The 21,762-nt window shown below is 44.5% G+C and carries 18 protein-coding genes and 1 other RNA gene; 14 read left to right on the top strand and 5 right to left on the bottom strand.

Going from position 1 to position 21,762, the window contains the following annotated elements; translation table 11 throughout:
• Window positions 1-113 precede the first annotated feature (113 nt).
• From fucP to AC6H1S_RS09190, 8 genes are all read left to right on the top strand, one after another.
• Window positions 114-1,358 (top strand): L-fucose:H+ symporter permease, encoded by a 1,245-nt coding sequence (gene fucP / locus AC6H1S_RS09225; RefSeq protein ID WP_199141576.1) that lies wholly within the window; start codon window positions 114-116, stop codon window positions 1,356-1,358.
• 2 nt (window positions 1,359-1,360) lie between these two features.
• Complete coding sequence (locus AC6H1S_RS09220; protein ID WP_497565992.1) at window positions 1,361-2,995, top strand: UxaA family hydrolase; 1,635 nt, start codon at window positions 1,361-1,363, stop codon at window positions 2,993-2,995.
• A 16-nt stretch (window positions 2,996-3,011) separates the two neighbouring features.
• Window positions 3,012-3,776, top strand: coding sequence for an SDR family NAD(P)-dependent oxidoreductase (locus AC6H1S_RS09215; protein ID WP_199141578.1), 765 nt, complete (start codon window positions 3,012-3,014; stop codon window positions 3,774-3,776).
• Window positions 3,777-3,778: 2 nt separating this feature from the next.
• Window positions 3,779-5,104, top strand: a complete 1,326-nt coding sequence (locus AC6H1S_RS09210; RefSeq protein WP_497565991.1) for an alpha-L-fucosidase — start codon at window positions 3,779-3,781, stop codon at window positions 5,102-5,104.
• Window positions 5,105-5,111: 7 nt separating this feature from the next.
• The gene (locus AC6H1S_RS09205; protein ID WP_497565990.1) at window positions 5,112-5,963 is read left to right on the top strand and encodes a fumarylacetoacetate hydrolase family protein; all 852 of its coding nucleotides are present in this window, start codon (window positions 5,112-5,114) and stop codon (window positions 5,961-5,963) included.
• Window positions 5,964-6,028: 65 nt separating this feature from the next.
• Entirely contained in the window at window positions 6,029-6,358 is a 330-nt protein-coding gene (locus tag AC6H1S_RS09200; protein WP_199141581.1) for an L-rhamnose mutarotase, read from the top strand.
• Window positions 6,358-7,182, top strand: a complete 825-nt coding sequence (locus AC6H1S_RS09195; RefSeq protein ID WP_497565989.1) for an amidohydrolase family protein — start codon at window positions 6,358-6,360, stop codon at window positions 7,180-7,182. Before AC6H1S_RS09200 ends, AC6H1S_RS09195 begins: the two co-directional genes overlap by 1 nt.
• A 4-nt stretch (window positions 7,183-7,186) precedes the next feature.
• Complete coding sequence (locus AC6H1S_RS09190) at window positions 7,187-7,966, top strand: L-fucose dehydrogenase (protein WP_199141583.1); 780 nt, start codon at window positions 7,187-7,189, stop codon at window positions 7,964-7,966.
• A 122-nt stretch (window positions 7,967-8,088) separates the two neighbouring features.
• Here the strand turns inward: AC6H1S_RS09190 and AC6H1S_RS09185 are convergent, their stop codons facing one another.
• Window positions 8,089-10,146, bottom strand: coding sequence for an OPT family oligopeptide transporter (locus tag AC6H1S_RS09185; protein WP_497565988.1), 2,058 nt, complete (start codon window positions 10,144-10,146; stop codon window positions 8,089-8,091).
• 169 nt (window positions 10,147-10,315) lie between these two features.
• On the opposite strand from AC6H1S_RS09185, the gene AC6H1S_RS09180 reads away from it, so the two are divergent.
• Window positions 10,316-10,822, top strand: a complete 507-nt coding sequence (locus AC6H1S_RS09180) for a D-glycero-alpha-D-manno-heptose-1,7-bisphosphate 7-phosphatase (RefSeq protein ID WP_497565987.1) — start codon at window positions 10,316-10,318, stop codon at window positions 10,820-10,822.
• Here the strand turns inward: AC6H1S_RS09180 and AC6H1S_RS09175 are convergent.
• From AC6H1S_RS09175 to ffs, 4 genes are all read right to left on the bottom strand, one after another.
• A complete protein-coding gene (locus tag AC6H1S_RS09175; RefSeq protein WP_497565986.1) occupies window positions 10,819-11,343 on the bottom strand; it encodes a hypothetical protein in 525 nt (174 codons plus the stop codon). The two genes, AC6H1S_RS09180 and AC6H1S_RS09175, sit on opposite strands and share 4 nt — an antisense overlap.
• Window positions 11,344-11,362: 19 nt before the next feature.
• Window positions 11,363-11,884, bottom strand: a complete 522-nt coding sequence (locus AC6H1S_RS09170; RefSeq protein ID WP_497565985.1) for a hypothetical protein — start codon at window positions 11,882-11,884, stop codon at window positions 11,363-11,365.
• A gap of 231 nt (window positions 11,885-12,115) precedes the next feature.
• Window positions 12,116-12,775, bottom strand: coding sequence for a fructose-6-phosphate aldolase (gene fsa / locus AC6H1S_RS09165; protein ID WP_497565984.1), 660 nt, complete (start codon window positions 12,773-12,775; stop codon window positions 12,116-12,118).
• An 83-nt stretch (window positions 12,776-12,858) separates the two neighbouring features.
• Window positions 12,859-12,958, bottom strand: an RNA gene (gene ffs / locus AC6H1S_RS09160) — signal recognition particle sRNA small type.
• Window positions 12,959-13,293: 335 nt separating this feature from the next.
• Here ffs and gltB point away from each other — a divergent pair.
• From gltB to AC6H1S_RS09135, 5 genes are all read left to right on the top strand, one after another.
• On the top strand, window positions 13,294-17,802 hold the full coding sequence (gltB, locus tag AC6H1S_RS09155) for a glutamate synthase large subunit (protein WP_497565983.1): 4,509 nt from the start codon (window positions 13,294-13,296) through the stop codon (window positions 17,800-17,802).
• 2 nt (window positions 17,803-17,804) lie between these two features.
• Window positions 17,805-19,271, top strand: a complete 1,467-nt coding sequence (locus AC6H1S_RS09150; RefSeq protein ID WP_497565982.1) for a glutamate synthase subunit beta — start codon at window positions 17,805-17,807, stop codon at window positions 19,269-19,271.
• Between the two features lie 140 nt (window positions 19,272-19,411).
• Entirely contained in the window at window positions 19,412-20,047 is a 636-nt protein-coding gene (locus AC6H1S_RS09145; RefSeq protein WP_497565981.1) for a hypothetical protein, read from the top strand.
• Window positions 20,048-20,160: 113 nt separating this feature from the next.
• Entirely contained in the window at window positions 20,161-20,781 is a 621-nt protein-coding gene (locus tag AC6H1S_RS09140) for a (2Fe-2S)-binding protein (RefSeq protein WP_497565980.1), read from the top strand.
• Complete coding sequence (locus tag AC6H1S_RS09135) at window positions 20,778-21,761, top strand: FAD binding domain-containing protein (RefSeq protein ID WP_199139569.1); 984 nt, start codon at window positions 20,778-20,780, stop codon at window positions 21,759-21,761. The genes AC6H1S_RS09140 and AC6H1S_RS09135 overlap by 4 nt, the downstream gene beginning before the upstream one ends.
• Window position 21,762 lies beyond the last annotated feature (1 nt).

The following is a 21,762-nucleotide window of genomic DNA, read 5'->3' as shown; positions in this document are numbered from 1 at the left end:
TCCTTAATATTTAGACAATATTTTTAAATGAACTCCACTGTGCATTGTCTTTATTTGTAAATACCTTAGGGCTTTGGCTCGATGGCAACAACCTAACCAAATAATACTAAACTATGAACAAAGCAACCGGCAACAAATACCTTTTTGCCCTCATATTGGTTACAAGCCTGTTTTTTTTCTGGGGCTTTGTGCACAACCTCGACCCGGTTTTAATCCCGCACCTCAAGAAAGCATTTACGCTTACCGATTTAGAAACTTCTTTAGTAGACTTCTCCGTGTTTATCGCCTATTTTGTGATGGCTTTGCCTGCAGGTTTTGTGATGAGGAAATGGGGCTATAAAACCGGCATTGTTCTTGGGCTTACCTTTTTTGCATTGGGTTCCTTTTTGTTTTTGCCGGCTGCCGACACCATGCAATATCCTTTTTTTCTTGGCGCCTTATTTATTATTGCCTGTGGATTAACCTTTTTGGAAACGGCAGCCAATCCTTATGTTACCATTTTGGGTGATCCGGAAACCGCCACGCAACGCCTGAATTTTTCGCAATCTTTTAATGGCCTGGCCGCTACATTGGCCCCGATTGTTGGCGGAGCAATCATATTAACAGATGAAATCAGTCCCAAAGCATTGGCCGCTATGACCCCTACGGCTAGGCATGCTTATTTGGTAGAAGATGCGGCTACCGTAAAAGGCCCTTATCTGGTATTGGGGATTGTGATTGTTTTGGTGGCTATTTTATTTCTCTTTACCAAATTGCCGGATATTAAAAACGAAGATGAAAACGAGAACTCAAAAATTGCCCATGCCTGGGTGCATCCTCATCTCAGATGGGCCGTTATAGCCCAATTCTTTTATGTTGGCGCACAGGTTTGTGTATTGAGTTTCTTTATTCGTTTCAGTACCGTGTCGGCTTCAATTACCCAACAAGAGGCGAAATGGTATGCAGGCGCGGCAGGTTTGGCTTTTCTGGTTGGCCGCTTTGCCGGAACTTATTTCATGGGCTTTATCAAACCCAACCGTTTATTGGCTTTTTATGCTGTGATGAGCATGTTGCTTACCTTGCTTGCTATTTTTGGCTCAGGCATGATTACAGTCTATGCCCTGATAGGCGTTGCCTTCTTCATGTCGATCATGTTTCCAACCATTTTCTCTTTAGGAATCGCCGGTTTGGGCAAAGACACTAAAATAGCTTCTTCGTTAATTGTAATGTCAATTGTTGGTGGCGCATTATTGCCATTGGCCTTAGGTTATATATCTGATCAAACCGGTCATATCCAATATGGCTATTTGGTTCCATTGATCTGTTTCTTCGTTGTATTCGTATTCGGATGGAAGAAATGGAGCCCGAAAGAAAATTAAGAATGAAACACAAAGTTTTAAAAATAAACAAGAAAGACAATGTATTGGTGGCATTAAGCGACCTTGCTGCAGGCGAATTGATCGAGTTTGAAGGGGTTACCTACAAGCTTCAGGAAAACATACCGGCTAAGCATAAGTTTTTTATGCATAATATGCAACAAGGCGATGAAGTGCTCATGTATGGCGTTTTAGTTGGTAAAACGCAATATGAAGTGCCTCAGGTAAGCAGAATGACCACAGACAATACCAAACACGCTACTGAACCCTATATCTACAGAAAAACAAACTATCAATGGCATCAGCCTAACATTGATAAATATGCAAATCGCACATTTCAAGGCTATCATCGCAGTAACGGAACAGTAGGTACGGCCAACTATTGGCTCTTTGTGCCTACTGTTTTTTGCGAGAACAGAAACCTCGACATGATCAGGGAAGCATTGCACAATGAGCTAGGCTATGCAGTTGGTGGTAAATACAAGAACTATGCGCACGATTTGATCAGTGCGTATCAAAATGGAGAAGATTTAGATGCGGTATTGTCGGTTCCCAACCCGCAACAACGCCGTTTGTTTAAAAATGTTGATGGCATCAAGTTCCTGAACCACAATGGAGGCTGTGGAGGTACCCGTCAAGACAGTCGCACCTTGAGCCAGCTTTTGGCCGCCTATGCCGATCATCCTAACGTAGCCGGAGTAACCGTATTGAGCCTGGGTTGCCAGCATTTGCAGGTAAACGACTTTAAAAATGATCTTTTGCAAAGAAATCCTTCATTCGATAAGCCCCTGTTGGTTTTTGAGCAGCAAAAAGCGCAGAGCGAAGAAGAACTCATTAAAGATGCCATTAAGCAAACCCTGAAAGGACTAATCCAGATCAATACAATAGAACGTAAACCCGCGCCCTTAAGCCAGCTTTGCGTAGGCGTAAAATGTGGAGGCAGCGACGGTTTTAGCGGTATTTCTGCCAACCCGGCCGTAGGCCATTGCGCCGATTTGCTGGTGGCCTTGGGTGCCAAGGTACTCTTGGCCGAATTTCCGGAACTATGCGGGGCCGAACAAGAAATGATCGATCGCTGCGAAACCGAAGAATCGGCACGTAAATTTATGCGCCTGATGAGCGAATACGACGAATTGGCCCACCAGGTGGGTTCTGGCTTTTACATGAACCCTTCGCCAGGCAACATTAAAGACGGCCTCATTACCGATGCCATTAAATCGGTAGGCGCGGCACGAAAGGCCGGAAGTGCCAGTATTGTTGATGTATTGGACTATACAGAGCCGGCCACCAAACCAGGATTAAGTTTGGTTTGTACGCCTGGTAACGACGTAGAAGCCACTACCGGCAAGGCTGCCGCAGGAGCCACCCTGATTTTGTTTACCACCGGTCTGGGTACGCCAACCGGCAATCCGGTTTGCCCAACCATTAAAGTGGCTACCAATTCAGGATTGGCCAAACGGATGGGCGATATCATCGATATTGATGCAGGGCCAATTATTACCGGCGACAAGTCTATAGCCGAAATGGGCGAAGACATTTTGGAATACTGCATTAAAGTGGCCAGTGGACAGGAAATTCCAAAAGCCGTACAACTGAACCAAGATGATTTTATTCCTTGGAAAAGAGGAGTGAGTTTATAACTTTAACCTAATAACGATGTTTTCATTCGAACATAAAAAAGCAATAGTTACCGGAGGTGGAAGCGGTATTGGCAAAGCCATAGCCATGGCATTGGCTAAAAACGGTGCAACGGTCCATATTTTAGAAATGGATGTGGCCGGTGCCAGCCAAACGGTTGATGAAATTAAGGCGCTAGGCTTTAAAGCCGAGGCACACGCCTGCAATGTGGCCGACCAAGCTGCAGTCAATGCTATTTTCGAACAGATAGGCCATATCCATGTTTTGGTCAACAATGCGGGCATTGCCCATATTGGCAGAGCTGATAACACTGCCGAAGACGATTTCGACCGCGTGATGAACGTCAATGTAAAAGGCGTTTACAATTGCATCAAGGCCGCTATTCCAGCTTTGCGCCAAAGCGGGGGCGGGGTTATCCTCAATATGGCTTCTATAGCCGCTTTGGTAGGACTGGCCGATCGTTTTGTTTACAGCACGGCCAAAGGTGCCGTAAAAGCCATGACCATGAGCGTGGCCAAAGATTACCTGAAAGAGAATATACGCTGTATTTCTATCTCGCCGGCGCGCGTGCATACGCCATTTGTAGATGGTTTCTTGGAAAAAAACTATGCCGATAACAAGGCCGAAATGTTTGACAAGCTCTCCAAATCACAACCGATAGGCCGTATGGCCAAACCTGAAGAGATTGGATATTTAGCCTTATATTTATGTAGCGACGAAGCTTCGTTCATTACCGGGGTAGATTATCCGATAGATGGCGGATTTACCACTTTAAACAACTAGCTATGAAAAGAACCCTTATTTTTTGCCTGTTGACATTGTTTATGCTCGGTTCAAAGGCCCAGTATGTGCCCACCAAAGAAAACCTGGAAGCCCGAAAAGCTTTCGAGGCCATGCGTTTTGGCTTGTTTATCCATTGGGGGCCCTTTAGCATTCCCGGTAGCGGCGAGTGGGTGATGAACAACCGCAACATCAAGGTAAAGGATTACACCCGTTTAAAGGACTTTTTCAACCCAATGGCATTCGATGCCAAGGAATATGTAAGCTTGGCCAAAAGAGCGGGCATGAAATATATTACCCTCATAACCCGTCACCATGATGGCTTTAGCATGTGGGATACCAAGTATTCGGATTTCAATATCATGAATACACCCTACAAAAAAGACATTGTTAAAATGTTGGCCGACGAATGCCATAAACAAGGCATCAAGCTTTTCTTGTACTATTCGCTGTTAGACTGGCGCCGGGAAGATTATCCGCACGAAACAGGCAAAACCGGACAAAAGACCGGCCGGATGGGCAAAAAGGGAGACTATGCTTCTTACCTGCAGTTCATGAAAAACCAGCTGACTGAATTGCTGACCAACTATGGCAAAATCGCCGGGATTTGGTTCGATGGGCATTGGGATCAAACTGCTCCAGAAGGAGAGAAAGACAGGTCGTCGAGAATTGACTGGAAATACGACGAAATTTATGGCCTCATCCACAAGTTGCAGCCATGGGCATTGATTGGCAACAACCACCACTTAAGTCCGTTTCCGGGCGAAGATTTTCAGATGTTCGAAAAAGACCTGCCAGGCGAAAACAAAGCCGGGTTGAGCTTTCAGGAGCCTTCAGACCAATTGCCGGTAGAAACCTGCGAAACCATGAACGATTCGTGGGGCTTTAACCTTACCGATAGCAAATACAAATCAGAACAACAGGTGGTACATCTTTTGGTAGGCGCAGCAGGCAGGAATGCAAACCTGCTCCTTAACGTAGGCCCGATGCCAAACGGCAAAATACAGGAAGAATTTGTAGATACCCTCGAGGCAACAGGTAAATGGATGGCCAAATATGGCGAAACCATTTATGGCACCACGGGCAATGTCATCAAACCTCAGAAATGGGGACTGGCTACCCGAAAAGGCAAAACGATATACATCCATGTGTTAAACGATAGTGGCAGCGACCAAATCGTCATTCCCGATTTTGACAAAAAACTAAAAAGCGCCACTTTTTTTGAGGGTGGTCAAAAAGTAGCCTATAAACTGGAATCCGATGGCCTGCATTTGCAGGTTAAGAAAGATCCGGCAGCAATAGACACGATTATCAAACTAGAACTAGAATAGCATAAGCATGAAACTGATCAGATTTGGAGAAATTGGAGAAGAAAAACCAGGCGTAATCCTAAATGGCGAATATTTCGACGTATCATCTATCGTAACCGATTACGACGAAATCTTTTTTGCAAAAAACGGTATTGAGAAATTGGAAAATGCCTTAAAAGATGCCGAACTTAAAAAAATAGATTCCCAGGTCCGTTTGGGATCGCCGGTGGCCAGACCCTCTAAATTACTTTGCGTGGGACTCAATTATTTAGACCATGCGCACGAAACCAATGCACCAATTCCGAAAGAACCAATTTTGTTCTTCAAATCTACTACAGCCATTGTTGGCCCTTATGATGATTTGGTGATTCCTAAAAACAGTGTAAAAACCGATTGGGAAGTAGAGTTGGCTATTGTAATCGGTAAAAAAGCATCATATGTAAGCGAAGCCGAAGCCGAAGACTACATTGCCGGTTATTGCCTCCACAATGATTATAGTGAAAGAGAGTTTCAGCTAGAGCGCAATGGGCAATGGGCCAAAGGCAAAGGCTGCGATACTTTTGCGCCACTAGGCCCATTTATGGCTACCAAGGATGAAATTGCCGATGTGCACCAGCTTCGCCTATGGCTGACCGTAAATGGCAAGACCCTGCAAGACGGAAATACTTCGAACCTGATTTTCAATGTGCCGTTTTTAATATCTTACATCAGCCAATTTATGACCTTGCTGCCTGGCGATGTCATTACTACCGGAACGCCGGCAGGTGTAGGATTGGGCCAAAAGCCAGAACCTTGGTATCTTAAGCCTGGCGACGTGGTGGAACTGGGAATTGATGGCTTGGGGTCAAGCAAACAAACCGCCAAAGCCTACGGAGCATAAATTAGAGCAGGATTGAAATAGGGTATTCCCTTCAGCATTCCATCCATCATTCAAAATTAAATAAGATGAAAAGATACGCTTTAGCCTTGGATTTGATCAACGACAAGGAACTGATTCAAGCTTACGAACGCTACCATCAAGCCGTTTGGCCCGAAATTATAGCCAGCATTAAAGATTCAGGCATTACGAATATGGATATTTATCGTATTGAAAATAGGCTATTTATGATTATGGAAGTGAATGATAGCTTTAGCTTTGAGGCCAAGGGGAAAGCCGATGCCGAAAATGCCAAGGTTCAAGAATGGGAAACGCTGATGTGGAAATACCAACAGGCTTTGCCTTTTGCCAAACCTGGCGAGAAATGGTTGTTGATGGATAAGATTTTCAGTTTGTAATGATCGATTCGCACGTTCATTTTTGGCAGTTCGATCCCGTTAAAGATGCATGGATCAATGAGGAAATGGCTGTTTTGCAGCGTAATTTTTCTCCTGCAGATTATGATGCCCTGCAAGCCGAAAATGGCATCAATGGCTGCGTTGCCGTACAGGCCGATCAAAGCGAACAGGAAACGGCTTTTTTGGTTGATTTGGCCAGGCATAACCCTGTGATCAAAGGTGTAGTTGGCTGGATTGACCTCCAATCGAAGGTAATTGAAGAAAAGCTTTCATTTTATGCAAAAGAACCGCTGATTAAAGGCTGGCGACATATTGTACAGGCTGAAAACGAGGGCTTCTTGTTGCAAAACGAGTTTATAAGAGGGGTAAAGGCATTAAAAAAGCATGACTATACTTACGATATCTTGGTTAAGCATAGCCAATTGCCTGAGGTTATCCAATTTATAGAGCAGCTTGGCGAACAGGCCTTGATTATCGACCACTGTGCCAAACCCGACCTCAGCAGCGGAGACATCAGCGCCTGGGCCACCCATATGAAAACCATTGCCCAAGCCCCTCACATATACGTCAAGCTCTCTGGCTTGCTAACCGAAGGCGACTGGTTTAATCCGGATAAGCAATTAATTTTTAGATGTTTAGATGTGGTTTTCGAAAGCTTTGGTACAGAAAGGTTAGTCTTTGGTAGCGATTGGCCAGTGGTGTTGCTCAGCAACAACTACAGTTACTGGTTGCAAATGGTTAGCGAATATATGCAACAGTTTAGCAAACAGGAACAGCAATTGGTTTTCGGCGATAATGCCACTAAATTTTACAAATTAAACTGAACAAATGGATTTAAATCTTCGCAATAAAGTAATCGTAGTATCTGGCGGAGCCAAAGGAATTGGAGCAGCCATCTCTTCAATTTTGGCCGAAGAAGGTGCAACAGCAGTAATTATAGGACGAAATGAAGAAGACAACGCCAAACTTGTTCAGGAGATAACAGGCAAGGGACACAAGGCAAGCCATATTACTGCTGAATTAACGCAGCCTGAAGAATGTAAACGTGCCATTACATGGATACTGGAGCAATTTGGAGGGATAGATGGCTTGGTAAACAATGCCGGGGTTAATGATGGCATCGGGCTGGAAAATGGCAATTACGAAGCATTTATGGCTTCCTTGCATAAAAACCTGGTTCATTATTACCTTTTGGCACATCATGCCTTGCCGGCTCTCAAACAAAGCAAGGGCGTTATCGTTAATATTGGCAGCAAAACGGGTGAGACCGGACAGGGAGGTACTTCGGCCTATGCCGCTGCCAACGGAGGCAGAAACGCACTTACCCGAGAATGGGCGGTAGAGCTTTTGCCTTATGGAATTCGCGTAAATGCAGTTATCGTGGCCGAAGCTTGGACACCGTTGTATGAAACCTGGATCAACACCTTCGAAAATAAAGAAGAAAAGCTCAAAAGCATTACCCAAAAAATTCCACTCGAACAACGCATGACCAAAACAGAAGAAATCGCTAATATGGTAGCCTTTCTGTTGTCAGACAAATCAAGCCATACCACTGGTCAGCTGATCCATGTAGATGGCGGTTACGTGCATTTGGATCGAGCTTTATAGTTAACAACCTTATTAACACAAAAGACCTGCGATTTGCAGGCCTTTTGTGTTAATTGTGATCCTAAACCCGTTTCAGGGTTTTTTCCTTAAGTCAAACATGACATTGGAGTTAGCCTTAAATGCTAATCTAGCTTATCCTGCTTCTTGATGCCAATATTATAAAGGACAAAGCCCATAAACAAAAAGAACAGTACGCCTAAGATTTCGTAGCCACCTTGTCCGAACCAGTTTACAAAAGTCGGTTCTACGTTTACCTTGCTCAAATTATCGCGCACGGCTGGAATAACCATCAAAATGGCAACGATTACGCCAGCTATGGCGCCACCTGCCACCAAACCGGTTGCAAACAGGTTGCCAGGAGCAATTTCTTCTTCTTCGGCAGTTTTTGCCTTTTGTTTTTCGCGCCAGTTTACAATGCCCTTAATGGCACCGCCGGCAAAAATAGGCAGGGTAGTAGACAATGGCAGGTAAGCACCTACGGCGAACGAAAGTGCATTGATGCTGCACAACTCGATAGTAATGGCAATGAATACACCCACTAAAACATATTGCCAATCGAGGTTAAACGATAGCATACCTTTAATCAGGGTAGCCATTAGGGTAGCTTGTGGCGCCGCATAGGTTTCGGTACCAATAGCATGATGGATGCCTTGTTTCAGCATTTCGGCAGTAGGCGTGTCGAGTATGCGAACGGTTACACCAATCACAATCGAAGAAACAATAGCACCGATAAACAGGGCAATCTGCTGATATTTTGGTGTAGCACCAATCAAATAACCCGTTTTCAAATCCTGCGAAGTTGCTCCGGCATTGGCTGCTGCAATACAGATCATACCCCCCACAACCAAAGCCATAGGCTCATAAATTTTGCCTGTCCAGCCTACGGCAATGAACACCAAACAAGTACCCATAATCGTAGCAATCGTCATGCCCGAAATTGGATTGTTGCTCGAACCGATCAAACCCACAATCCGGCTCGATACCGTTACAAAGAAGGCCCCAAACACAATAACCAAAACACCAATCAATAATTTGTTAACGATGCTGTCGCCAGGAATTTGAGGCAGAATAGCCATCAGCAAAATCAAGACTAAACTACCGATACCCACCAGTTTGATGGATAAATCGCGATCGGTACGCTTAACTTCATGACCGGATTTCCCTTCTTTAATTGATCCTAAACTTTCCCTGAAAGAAGAAATGATCGTAGGTATAGTCTTTAGCAAAGTGATGAAACCGCCTGCCGCCACAGCTCCGGCACCGATTTGTTTTACAAAGGCCTGGTAAATGGCACGTGGATAATCGGCAAAGTTATGTGTAACCGGATCCCAGCCACCCATGCCGCCAGCTTTATTCAAATCGGCCAGCAAACCCAGCTTGACCAGCTGTTTGGCTGCTGTTAAAGGGTCGATCAAAGTGGATAATAGCGGAATTAAGGCTAACCAAGCCAATACGCCGCCAGCCACCAATACGCCGGCAATTTTTGGTCCGATGATGTAGCCCACACCCATATATTCTGGTGTAATCTCGCCACTTATTTGTGCCGATGGTAAAAATTTATTGGCCTGCTTTGAAGCCCAGGTTGGCGCTTCGGCCACCACGTGAAATACTTTTTGTAATAACGCATAAACTAATGAAAAACCCAGCCCCCAGAATGCGGTACGGGCAAAGCTGCCACCTTTTTCGCCGGCCTGTAAAACCGAGGCACAGGCAGTACCTTCCGGATAAGGCAAATTATCATGTTCTTTGACAATGAGCGATCTCCGCAGGGGAATCATCATCAAGGTTCCTAAAATACCGCCCAATATGGCCAAAATCAGAATGGTCATGTAATTGAAAAAGGCTTCGCCAGAACTTTGGCCACCAACTCCGGTACTTAAAAACAAAAAACCCGGTAGGGTAAAAACAACGCCCGCCGCAATCGACTCGCCGGCAGAGCCCGTAGTTTGGATAATGTTGTTCTCTAAAATGGTGGTCTTGAAGAATCTTTTGCCCAAGGTAATGGCCAAAACGGCAATGGGTATAGAGGCTGAAACGGTTAGTCCGGCTTTTAAAGCCAGGTAAACAGTAGCTGCGCCAAAAATTATTCCGGCAATACAGCCCAGCAAAATCGACTTGATGGTAAACTCTGCCACTTTGCTTTCTGCTGGCACAAAAGGCTTAAATTCTTCTTTGCTCATTTTGATTAAGGTTTAAGGATTAAAGTTAATTTTTTTTGATGAGTTGGCAAGCCTGAAAAGAAGCCAATATTTTTAGATATTTGCGCCATGAAACCACCATGATTTCAATATAACATTGGAATGAACAAGTCATGGTGGCTTCATCACCACTGAAAACAACTTAAGACAGATGAAAAACAAAGCGATTTTTTTGGACCGCGACGGCGTGCTTAACCACGAAATTTATGATTACATCTGCAGGATGGAAGATTTCAAGGTATTGGAATATCAAATTCCGCCACTGAAGCGCTTTTATGATGAGGGCTACTTGCTGATTATCATCACCAACCAGGGTGGAATTGCGCTTAATCGCTATACGGAAGAAACCTTGGCCCAAATGCATGAGGTTTTGTTCGATGCCTTCGAAGCTCAGGGCGCTAAAATTACCAAGGCTTACCATTGTCCGCATCACCCAACCGTATCGGCACCATGCAATTGCAGAAAACCGTTATCGGGTATGTTGCTCGAAGCGATTGCTGCTTTTGATATCGACCCGGCTTTGTCGGTCATGATTGGCGACAAGCCCCGCGACGTGGAAGCGGCCGAAGGAGCAGGAGTGAAGGGCATGCTGATCCAACCCGACCAGCAAATTGACTACGATAAAGTGAAAGCTGTTTTAGCTGGCCAGCTTAATTAGTTTGCGAAAGGATCTGGAGCTTTTTTAGCCGTGTATAGTTTTTTCAGATGTAGAAAGGCTTTTCTCATGCGTTCCTGATTTAGCGGATCAACATTTAGGTAGGGTATTTTCATGTACCAGTCTGTAGTCTCTTTAAAGCTGCCATTGCTACGTTTTTTAACGATAATGGTATTACCCTCCGTTTGTACGGCAATATAATTGACAGGGTCTTCCTTTAAACCAAGGTAATGGGAAAAACCCTTGATGTGGGTTGGATTAAAAATATATTGGATTTCTTCTATCGATCCGCTATCATAGGTTAACGTTAAGTTTGCTGCTATTTTGTTTTTATCTTCTGCAAGATATCCAAATTCTAAATTGCTAAATTTTAACCTCGATGGATTGTAATACGTGAATTTGAGCTGGTCGCATTCTTTCATCTTTTCACTGATGTAATTGAGCGTTTGGTCTATATTGAGACTGCTTTGCGCCAAAGATGCAGTAGATAGTAGTACTAAAAATGCAAGAAGTCGAAATTTCATAGTTTCTATGTTGACAAATTTAATTTACAAAAGGGTCTGGACCTTTTTTAGCTTTATAGAGATCTTTCAATAGTAGAAATGCCTTGATTAACCTTTCGGCATTTAATTTGTCTGTTTTTAAGTAAGGAAATGTAACGCTATTAGTGGTTATTTCGGTGAGTTTGCTCCCTTTTTGCCTGTAAATTACAGTTTGTCCAATAAAATTTAAAATGAGCATGCCTACAGCCTCCGTATTTGCGTCGCTTCCTATAGTAATTTCCGAAATATGGGTAGGGTCAAAAATATATTGAAGTTCGTCTTTGGTATTGTCGCTAAAAGCCCTGCTAAAGCTTAGTGACACCTTATTTTTATTTGTGGCATATGTGCTAAATTTCAATCCGCTTAAAATGTAAGTATACTGTGCATTGTAGGTCCTTTTTAAATCAGAGGTTTCTTTTAACTTATTATCTATATAGTTTATGGTCTCGCTTAGGCTAAGCTGTCCAAAACTTTTGAAAGCAAAAAACGGTAAAATTAAAAAGGTGAGGAATGTTATTTTCATCTTCCAGTATTAATAAGCTAAAGTATAAAATCTAATGCAGTATAAAATACCCAATTCAGGGTATTTTACAATTATGCGTACGGAATAACCGCAAAGTGCACAAAATATTAATGAACAATAAGCTTACATATACTTATTATGTCAAAAAAAACGAGGTGTTTATGTGGTTAAAACAAAAAAGCCCTCCCGGAAATCGGGAAGGCTTATATTTTATGAATGAGATGCCGGATCTTATTTTCCGCTAGCCTTGGCATGATCTGCCAAGAAAGTAGCCAAGCCCGAATCTGTTAATGGGTGTTTCAACAATGCGGTAATTGCAGCTAAAGGAGCTGTAATCACATCGGCACCTAATTTGGCACAATTTACAATGTGCAACGGTCCGCGGATAGAAGCCGCCAAGATTTGGGTAGGGTAGCCATAGTTGTCAAAAATCAACCTGATGTCTTCGATCAATTGCAGGCCATCGGTAGAAATATCATCTAAACGGCCCAAGAATGGAGAAACATACGTTGCACCGGCTTTAGCCGCCAATAAGGCCTGGCCTGGAGAGAAAATCAAGGTACAGTTGGTTCTGATGCCTTTGCCCGAAAAATATTTAATGGCTTTGATACCGTCTTTGATCATCGGTACCTTCACTACGATTTTTGGGTTCAGGGCAGCTAAAGCTTCGCCTTCCTTTACAATGCCTTCAAAATCGGTTGCAATAACTTCGGCGCTTACATTGTCGTCAACAATGTCGCAAATGGTTTTATAGTGCGCAATGACGTTGGCATCGCCAGAAATGCCTTCCTTGGCCATTAAGCTAGGGTTGGTGGTTACACCGTCTAAAATGCCTAAATCCTGTGCTTCTTTAATCTGGTCTAAATTGGCGGTATCGATAAAAAATTTCATAGTACCTGAATCCTGAATAGGAAAAATTTATGATGAGAAGAACCCTGATTTGTGTCGCCCCTTCAGGGGGTTAGGGGTAAAAAAAAGGGCAAGCAACTTTTATCGCACCGCTACAACCTTCTACCCTTGCTTTGTTCCCAACCTGGGGGAGTTCAAAGGGAGCTGATCGTAAAAGACTTGCCCGGCACAAAGGTAGTAAATACAGTCGTTTTTCAAAAAGGAAATGCGTTTATTTTTAAGAAAACAGGTATCTGATTGATTAGTAGTAATTTGAATTTAACGATTTTTTGAAGTCGCTGCCAAAATGTTGTATAGCTACGTATTGCAATTTTATTATGCATAAATATTAAATATGTTATTGCAAATTTGATAAATGAAAACGATTTCGTTAATCAATTTGATAATTAAAACACTATAAATTGAATAATATATATGTAATTCCTAAAAATATTGCTGATAATTTAATTTGATGTTGGTTTTTGCTATCTTAGTGTTTCGTATACACTAACTAAAACCAGATGAAAAACTTGAATGAACCACAAGGATTGTATCGTGAAAGCTTTGAGCACGATGCCTGCGGCATAGGCTTCGTTGCCCACGTGAAAGGGCGTAAATCTCATCAGATTATTTCGGATGCGATTACCATTCTTGAAAACCTAGACCACAGGGGTGCTTGCGGCGCCGAACCCAATACGGGCGACGGTGCCGGAATCATGATTCAAGTTCCGCACGAATTCCTTTTCGACGAATGTTTAAAAACCGGCTTCAGCCTGCCGGCCTATGGCGATTACGGCGTAGGGATGCTCTTTTTGCCCAAAGAAATCAGGGCCCGCGAAGAATGCAGGGAAATCATTTACCGCACCGCCGAAAAACTGGGTCTCGAAGTGCTCGGCTTTAGAAAAGTACAGGTAGACACCACCGATATCGGCAACATGGCCCTTTCGGTCGAACCCGAAATTGAACAGGTGTTTGTAGCGCGGCCATACCAAATTGCAGAGGGTGCCGATTTCGAACGCAAGCTGTTTGTGCTCAAAACCTATTTAACCAAAACCATTTACAGTACCGTAGCGGGCAGCAAGCAGGATTTCTATATCGCCTCTTTCTCATCGCGTACCATTATCTATAAAGGTCAGCTTACCTCCTTACAGGTTCGCACGTATTTTACCGAGTTGAGCGATAAGCGCATGGTATCGGCTTTTGGCCTGGTGCATTCGCGCTTTGCCACCAATACTTTCCCATCGTGGCGCTTGGCCCAGCCGTTCAGGTTCATTGCCCACAACGGCGAAATCAATACCTTGCAAGGCAATCTGAACTGGTTCAGGTCGAGCGTAAAATCGTTTACCTCGCCATACTTTACACCAGAAGAACTGAACATGATTTTGCCGGTTATCGACGAAACCCAGTCGGATTCGGGCTGTTTAGACAATGTGGTAGAGCTTTTGTTGCATGCAGGCCGTTCGTTGCCACACGTGTTGATGATGCTCATTCCGGAAGCTTGGGATGGCAACGAAGACATGGATCCGATTAAAAAGGCTTTCTACCAGTTCCATGCTTCATTGATGGAGCCCTGGGATGGTCCGGCAGCTATTGCCTTTACCGATGGCAACCTGATTGGCGCTACTTTAGACCGTAACGGCCTACGTCCATCGCGCTATGCCTTAACCAACGACGACCGTGTCATTATGGCTTCTGAGTCTGGAGCTTTAGCCATCGATCAAAGCACCATCATCGAAAAGGGACGTTTAACGCCGGGCAAGATGTTCGTGGTGGATATGCAGCAAGGCCGCATCATCAGCGACGAAGAAATCAAGAAACAGGTATGTGGCCGCAGACCTTATGCCGATTGGATTAACCAATACCAAATCAAATTAGAGGAATTGCCTGAGCCAAGACTCATGTTTACCAATCTATCGCAGGATTCGATTTTCAAGTACCAACAGGTTTTTGGCTATACCCGCGAAGACATCGATCTGCTGCTCAAACCTATGGCTATTGAAGGCAAAGAGGCAATTGGCTCGATGGGTACCGATACGCCTTTGGCCATCTTATCAAAACAGCCTCAGCATCTTTCTTCATATTTCAAGCAGTTGTTTGCTCAAGTAACCAATCCGCCAATAGATCCGATCCGCGAAAAAGTAGTGATGAGCTTGGCCGGGTTTATGGGCAACAATGGCAACTTATTGGAAGAAAACCAAATGCAGTGCCATTGTGTAGGCATCAAGCACCCGATTTTGACCAACTTGGAACTCGAAAAACTCAGGAGTATCGATACCGGATTGTTCCAATCCAAAACCCTCCAAACCTATTTCAGGGCTAACGACAAGCCAGGGTCTATGGCCAAAGCCTTAGATCGCTTGTGCCGTTATGCAGTTGATGCCGTAGAAGATGGCTTCCAGGTAATCGTGCTTTCCGATCGTGCCATTGATTCGGAGCATGCGGCTATTCCATCGTTATTGGCAGTTTCGGCAGTGCACCATCATCTCATCAGAAAAGGCTACCGTGGTGCCGTAGGCATTGTGGTAGAGGCTGGCGACGTTTGGGAAGTTCATCATTTTGCTACCCTGATTGGTTTTGGCGCAACGGCGGTAAATCCGTATCTGGCGTTGGAAACCATCAGCCATTTTGATCAAGAAAGCGGCCTGAAGCCAGAAAAACTGATTTCGAATTATATCTATGCCGTAAATAATGGTCTATTGAAGATTTTCTCTAAAATGGGAATATCAACCTTGCAGTCGTATCACGGTGCACAGATTTTTGAAATATTGGGCATCAACGAGCAAGTCGTGAACACGCATTTTACAGGTGCTGTATCGCGTATTGGCGGTTTAGGTCTGGATGAAATTGCTTACGAGACATTAATCAAACACCGCCGCAGCTTTGGGCCGCAAACCCAAGCCGCAAATTTGCTTTCGGCAGGCGGTACCTACAAATGGAGAAGAAGGGGCGAAAAACACTTGTTCAATCCTGAAACGATCCACTTGTTACAGAACTCGACCCGTAGAAAAGACTACGAAACCTTTAAGAAATACTCCAAACTCATTAACGACCAAACGGCACAGGCTTATACCATCCGTGGTTTGCTGGAATTCAATTACAACCGCTCGTCTGTCCCGTTGGATGAAGTAGAACCAGTAGAATCGATTTTAAAGCGTTTTGCCACAGGAGCGATGTCGTTCGGATCGATTTCCCACGAGGCACATTCAACTTTGGCCATTGCCATGAACCGGATTGGCGGCAAGAGCAATACCGGCGAAGGTGGCGAGGACGAAATTCGTTACCAACGGCTAGAAAACGGCGATTCGATGCGATCGGCCATCAAACAGATTGCTTCCGCACGTTTCGGCGTAACCAGTTATTACTTAACCAATGCCGACGAATTGCAGATTAAAATGGCGCAAGGTGCCAAACCTGGCGAAGGCGGTCAGTTGCCTGGGCATAAAGTAGACGACTGGATTGCAAAAGTTCGTCACGCTACACCTGGGGTAGGTTTGATTTCGCCACCGCCACATCACGATATTTATTCGATTGAAGATTTGGCCCAGCTGATTTTCGACCTGAAAAATGCCAACCGCGCAGCGAGGATCAATGTTAAATTGGTTTCAAAAGCGGGTGTAGGCACCATTGCCGCCGGTGTGGCCAAAGCACATGCCGATGTAATTTTGGTGTCTGGCTACGATGGCGGTACCGGCGCGTCGCCTCTAACCTCTATCCAGCACGCGGGTTTGCCTTGGGAGCTTGGCTTGGCCGAAGCCCACCAAACCTTGGTTAAAAACCGCTTGAGAAGCAGGGTCGTATTACAAACCGATGGCCAGTTGAAGACCGGTCGCGATATCGCCATAGCCGCTTTATTGGGCGCTGAAGAATGGGGTGTAGCTACCGCGGCCTTGGTTACCTCGGGCTGTATCATGATGCGCAAATGCCACTTGAATACTTGTCCGGTAGGCGTGGCCACACAAGATCCGGATTTGAGGAAATTATTTACCGGCGATCCAGACCATGTAGTCAATTTATTCTATTTTCTGGCCGAAGAACTGCGCGAAATCATGGCCGAATTGGGTTTTAGAACGGTAAACGAAATGATTGGTCAGTCTGATGCCTTACGCATGAGGCCAATTGACAACGCCGATTGGAAGCTGAAATATGTAAACCTGGCGCCAATCCTGTATCAAGAGCCAAATCACGGCGGACCTTTGTACCAAACCGAGCTTCAAGACCATGGCTTAGACCATGTATTGGATCATCAACTGATCGAAAAGGCACAGCCTGCCATCTTGAACAACGAACCTGTATTTGCCAATTTTGAGGTTAAAAATACCGATAGGGCTATTGGTACCATGCTTTCGAACGAGATTTCGAAAGTGCATCAAAGCGCTGGACTGGCTCCTGATACCATCAACTTTAAATGTGTGGGTTCTGCCGGACAAAGCTTCGGTGCATTCGCCACTAAGGGCTTAACCTTATTTTTAGAAGGCGAGGGTAACGACTACGTAGGCAAGGGTTTATCGGGTGCCAAATTGGTCATCTATCCATTTGGCAACATCAACTATGTGCCGGAGCAGAACATCATTATCGGCAACGTTGCCTTGTATGGCGCAACTTCGGGCGAACTGTATGTGCGTGGGAAAGCGGGCGAGCGTTTTGCGGTTCGCAACTCGGGCGCTACGGCAGTGGTAGAGGGCGTAGGTGATCATGGTTGCGAGTACATGACCGGTGGCGAGGTGTTGGTTATTGGAGATACCGGCAGCAATTTTGCCGCGGGTATGAGCGGGGGCATTGCCTGGATTTACGATACCGCCGGAACTTTCGCCAAGAAATGCAATCCCGAAATGGTCGACTTAGATCCATTGCAAGCGGAGGATGAAGAAAGAATCATCACTTTACTTAAAAATCATATCCGATTAACTAACAGTAGAGTTGCCGAATTTATATTAAGTGATTGGGAAGCGCAGTCGGCACATTTTGTCAAGGTATTTCCTAAAGAGTACAAAGCAGTTTTATTACAACGTCAACAAGTTAAAATCAACTAACCATGGGAAAAGTGACAGGATTTCTTGAATTCGAAAGAGTTTCGCCTTCAAGACAGGAACCGGAGGCACGTATCAAACATTACGATGAGTTTTTGCATGCTTTGCCACCCGAACAGTTGAACAAGCAGGCCGCGCGTTGCATGGATTGTGGAGTGCCTTTTTGCCAATCGGGTTGTCCGTTGGGCAATGTAATACCAGAGTTTAACGATGCCGTTTACCGTGGCGATTGGCTGAATGCGACTGAGATTTTGCTCAGCACCAACAATTTCCCTGAATTTACAGGCAGGATTTGTCCGGCACCTTGCGAAAGCGCTTGCGTATTGGGCATCAATAAACCACCGGTAGCTATCGAGGAAATTGAAAAGCATATTATTGAAATTGCTTTCGAGAAAGGCTACATCAAAGCCAATGCCCCATTAATCAGGACCGGAAAACGCGTAGCTGTTATCGGTTCAGGTCCGGCCGGCTTAGCCGCTGCTGCACAGCTCAATAAGGTTGGACACGAAGTAGTGGTTTTTGAGCGCGATGATGTACCTGGTGGCTTGCTTCGCTATGGTATCCCTGATTTCAAGTTGCAAAAAGATGTAGTAGAAAGAAGGATCAAGTTGATGGAAGAAGAAGGCATTAGCTTTAAATGCAACGCCAATGTAGGCGAAAACGTAGAACTGAGTACGTTATTGAGAGATTACCAGGCCCTTGTATTGGCTGGTGGCTCTACCATTCCGCGCGATTTGAATTTGCCCGGCAGGGAATTAGAGGGCATTCATTTCGCCATGGATTTTCTCAAACAGCAAAACAAGCGCGTTGGTGGTCGTGAAGTGAACGAAAAGCCACTAATGGCAACTGGAAAAAACGTAATTGTAATTGGTGGTGGCGATACAGGTTCAGATTGTATCGGTACTTCTAACCGTCATGGGGCCAAATCGGTAACCCAATTCGAGATCATGCCTATGCCACCGCAAAGCAGAACCGAACACATGCCTTGGCCACAATATCCCATGCTGTTAAAGGTTACTTCTTCGCATGAGGAGGGGGCCAGCAGGAATTGGGCGGTAAACACCAAAAAGTTCATTGCCGACGAGCAAGGCAGGCTCAAAGCATTGAGCGTAGTGGAAGTAGAGTGGGAGATCGATGCGCTGGGCCGAGCAGTAAGCTTTAAGGAAATTGCGGGTACCGAAAAAGAATATCCATGCGAACTGGTTTTATTGGCCATGGGCTTTTTGCATCCCCAAAAACAGGGCCTGCTCGAAAAACTGGGTGTAGAACTCGATGCCAGGGGCAATGTAAAAGCCGTAGAAGGGCAATACCAAACCAATATTCCGAAGGTTTTTGCTGCAGGCGATATGCGTAGAGGCCAATCTTTAGTGGTTTGGGCCATTTCTGAAGGTCGTGAAACCGCCCGCAAGGTCGACGAATACCTGATGGGGTACAGCAAACTGCCCTCGAAAGATGCGATTGCCTACGCCTAATCAAGAATAGTTTTTCCCAAATTATAATTTTGACCACAGCCAACAGTTTTACTGTAGCTGTGGTTTTTGTTTTTGAAATAGCTTTGGATTGGATTTTATGGAATTTGCGGTTTTAAGTCATCATTTTATTAAACTCAAAAATGCATCTGAAAAAACTACTTTTCTTATTGTTGCTATGCTATTCCCATAGCTTGCTGGGCCAAACCAATTGGCACCAAATAGAAATCGCATTAAGCAAGCAGCGAGATGAACAGCAAATATCCAGCGATGAATATTATGCAAGACTTAAAAGCGAAGCTGGAATTCTTAATGAACTGAATCTGTGGATAAAATCCGAAGATACGGTTGCTACGAAATCTGATACGAGAAAACTTAGCCTTTATTTTCCTGAAAAATTCCAAATTGTCATGCCCAATGGTAATAAGTATGCTCAGGTCTACCTGCAAAACAACACTTCCGATCCACTCAATATCGCCAGGATAGACGCTACCATTGATAAGGTTAGGGAATATTTTTTCATCAACAAAAAATGGGTGCCTTTTAGAAAAAACGGAACATCCACTTGCGGAAATAGCTATTTTGAGAGTAAACTGGCACCTAACAGGCAATTAACCATGTATTTGGATAATGAAGCATTAACAAAGGGCAAAAATAAAATCAAGTATAAGATTCGGATCAATTTGGGTGATCAGGTCATTGAGTCAAATGTGATTACCCTGCATTTGTACGATAGCCAACTTAAACGCATTACAGAAAGCACCTTAAAAACGAAGTAAGTCGCGGTTTTAGTCCTGTTAAACCTTTAGATTGCTTCTAAATAAGTGCTGTCCATTTTAAACCAAAGTTCTTATTCCGATATTAGGTAATTATCCTTAAACGCTATTCCCTTATGTCAAAAGCAGCTGAGAGCCAAACCGGCGATAGCCGACGCGATTTCTTGAAGAAAACTTCTTTAGCCGCGGCCCTGTCCTTAACGCCAATCACCATTCTTAAGGCCGCCGACCAGAAAGTTGACGAACATTTTGCCGAGCTTTTTGAAAAAATACCTTTAAACTTAAAAGTGAACAATAAAGCTTATAACCTCAAGGTCGAACCCAGGGTTACTTTATTAGACCTGTTGAGAGAACAATTGCACCTCACTGGCACCAAAAAAGGTTGCGACCATGGCCAATGTGGTGCCTGCACCGTACACGTGGATGGGCAAAGGATAAATTCGTGCCTCAGTTTGGCAGTAATGAACGAAGGCAAAACCGTAACCACTATCGAAGGCTTGGCTAATGGCGATGAGCTGCATCCCATGCAGGCTGCTTTTATTAAGCACGATGGCTTTCAATGCGGCTATTGTACACCCGGACAAATCATGAGCGCAGTAGCCTGTGTACGTGAAGGCCATGCCAATTCTAAAGATGAAATCAGAGAGTACATGAGTGGCAACATCTGCCGCTGTGGCGCTTATCCGAATATTGTAGATGCCATACAAGAAGTAAAAGAGAAAGGAGTTAAGGTATGATCAACTTCCAATACCTTCGAACTTCGGTAGTTAAAACGGCTCTGAGCCTGATCAATAAGGATTCGAAAGCTGTTTTTATTGCTGGTGGCACCAACTTGGTCGATTTGATGAAAAGGGGCGTAACGGCGCCCGAAAAGCTCATCGATATTAATCATTTGCCCCTCAAACAAATCAGTTTCACTAATAATTTATTACAAATAGGCGCCTTAACCAGCAATACAGCCTTGGCCGAAGCGCCCATTGTAAAGGAAAAATTCCCTTTGCTAAGTATGGCTCTACAGGCAGGTGCTTCCGCGCAATTGCGCAATGTAGCTACGGTTGGTGGCAATATGATGCAACGTACCCGTTGTGGTTATTTTTATGATACCACTATGCCCTGCAATAAGCGCGAACCTGGAAGCGGTTGTGGTGCCATAGGAGGCTATAATAGAATGCATGCCATCTTTGGCACTTCAGAGCATTGCATCGCTGTACACCCCAGCGATATGTGCGTTGGCTTGGTAGCCTTAGATGCGCAAGTAGTTTTGGCAAGTACAAAAGGAGAGCGAAAAATAAAGTTTGCCGATTTTCACAAACTCGCAGGTAATACCCCAGAAAAAGACAACAACCTCCAAAAAGGAGAGTTAATTCTACGCGTAGAAATCCCTGCCAATAATTTCAACAAGAATTTCCACTACCTCAAAGTGCGCGATCGCTCTTCCTATGCCTTTGCACTGGTTTCTGTAGCCGCCGCATTAGAGATAAAAAACGGCCTTATTAATGAAGCCCGCTTGGCCATGGGCGGTGTAGCGCACAAACCTTGGCGCTTGGCAACAGCAGAAAACTTTCTCAAAGGCAAAGCTGCCAACAAAGCCAATTTCGAACAGGCATCCAAAATAGCCATGGATGGTGCGAAGAGCTTTGGAGAAAACGATTTTAAGCTCACTTTGGCCCCAAATACAATTGTAGAAGCATTAACCTTAGCCCTAGCCAAAGCCTAAC

The organism is Pedobacter sp. TM02 (assembly GCF_059705275.1).
Note: the sequence above shows the minus strand (reverse complement) of the source record. Positions and strands in the feature narration are given on the sequence as shown.

Bases quoted from the DNA above. Each gene is read 5' to 3' on its own strand.
- fucP (WP_199141576.1), top strand. From the start codon at position 114: ATGAACAAAGCAACCGGCAACAAATACCTTTTTGCCCTCATATTGGTT.
- AC6H1S_RS09220 (WP_497565992.1), top strand. From the start codon at position 1,361: ATGAAACACAAAGTTTTAAAAATAAACAAGAAAGACAATGTATTGGTG.
- AC6H1S_RS09215 (WP_199141578.1), top strand. From the start codon at position 3,012: ATGTTTTCATTCGAACATAAAAAAGCAATAGTTACCGGAGGTGGAAGC.
- AC6H1S_RS09210 (WP_497565991.1), top strand. From the start codon at position 3,779: ATGAAAAGAACCCTTATTTTTTGCCTGTTGACATTGTTTATGCTCGGT.
- AC6H1S_RS09205 (WP_497565990.1), top strand. From the start codon at position 5,112: ATGAAACTGATCAGATTTGGAGAAATTGGAGAAGAAAAACCAGGCGTA.
- AC6H1S_RS09200 (WP_199141581.1), top strand. From the start codon at position 6,029: ATGAAAAGATACGCTTTAGCCTTGGATTTGATCAACGACAAGGAACTG.
- AC6H1S_RS09195 (WP_497565989.1), top strand. From the start codon at position 6,358: ATGATCGATTCGCACGTTCATTTTTGGCAGTTCGATCCCGTTAAAGAT.
- AC6H1S_RS09190 (WP_199141583.1), top strand. From the start codon at position 7,187: ATGGATTTAAATCTTCGCAATAAAGTAATCGTAGTATCTGGCGGAGCC.
- AC6H1S_RS09185 (WP_497565988.1), bottom strand. From the start codon at position 10,146: ATGAGCAAAGAAGAATTTAAGCCTTTTGTGCCAGCAGAAAGCAAAGTG.
- AC6H1S_RS09180 (WP_497565987.1), top strand. From the start codon at position 10,316: ATGAAAAACAAAGCGATTTTTTTGGACCGCGACGGCGTGCTTAACCAC.
- AC6H1S_RS09175 (WP_497565986.1), bottom strand. From the start codon at position 11,343: ATGAAATTTCGACTTCTTGCATTTTTAGTACTACTATCTACTGCATCT.
- AC6H1S_RS09170 (WP_497565985.1), bottom strand. From the start codon at position 11,884: ATGAAAATAACATTCCTCACCTTTTTAATTTTACCGTTTTTTGCTTTC.
- fsa (WP_497565984.1), bottom strand. From the start codon at position 12,775: ATGAAATTTTTTATCGATACCGCCAATTTAGACCAGATTAAAGAAGCA.
- gltB (WP_497565983.1), top strand. From the start codon at position 13,294: ATGAAAAACTTGAATGAACCACAAGGATTGTATCGTGAAAGCTTTGAG.
- AC6H1S_RS09150 (WP_497565982.1), top strand. From the start codon at position 17,805: ATGGGAAAAGTGACAGGATTTCTTGAATTCGAAAGAGTTTCGCCTTCA.
- AC6H1S_RS09145 (WP_497565981.1), top strand. From the start codon at position 19,412: ATGCATCTGAAAAAACTACTTTTCTTATTGTTGCTATGCTATTCCCAT.
- AC6H1S_RS09140 (WP_497565980.1), top strand. From the start codon at position 20,161: ATGTCAAAAGCAGCTGAGAGCCAAACCGGCGATAGCCGACGCGATTTC.
- AC6H1S_RS09135 (WP_199139569.1), top strand. From the start codon at position 20,778: ATGATCAACTTCCAATACCTTCGAACTTCGGTAGTTAAAACGGCTCTG.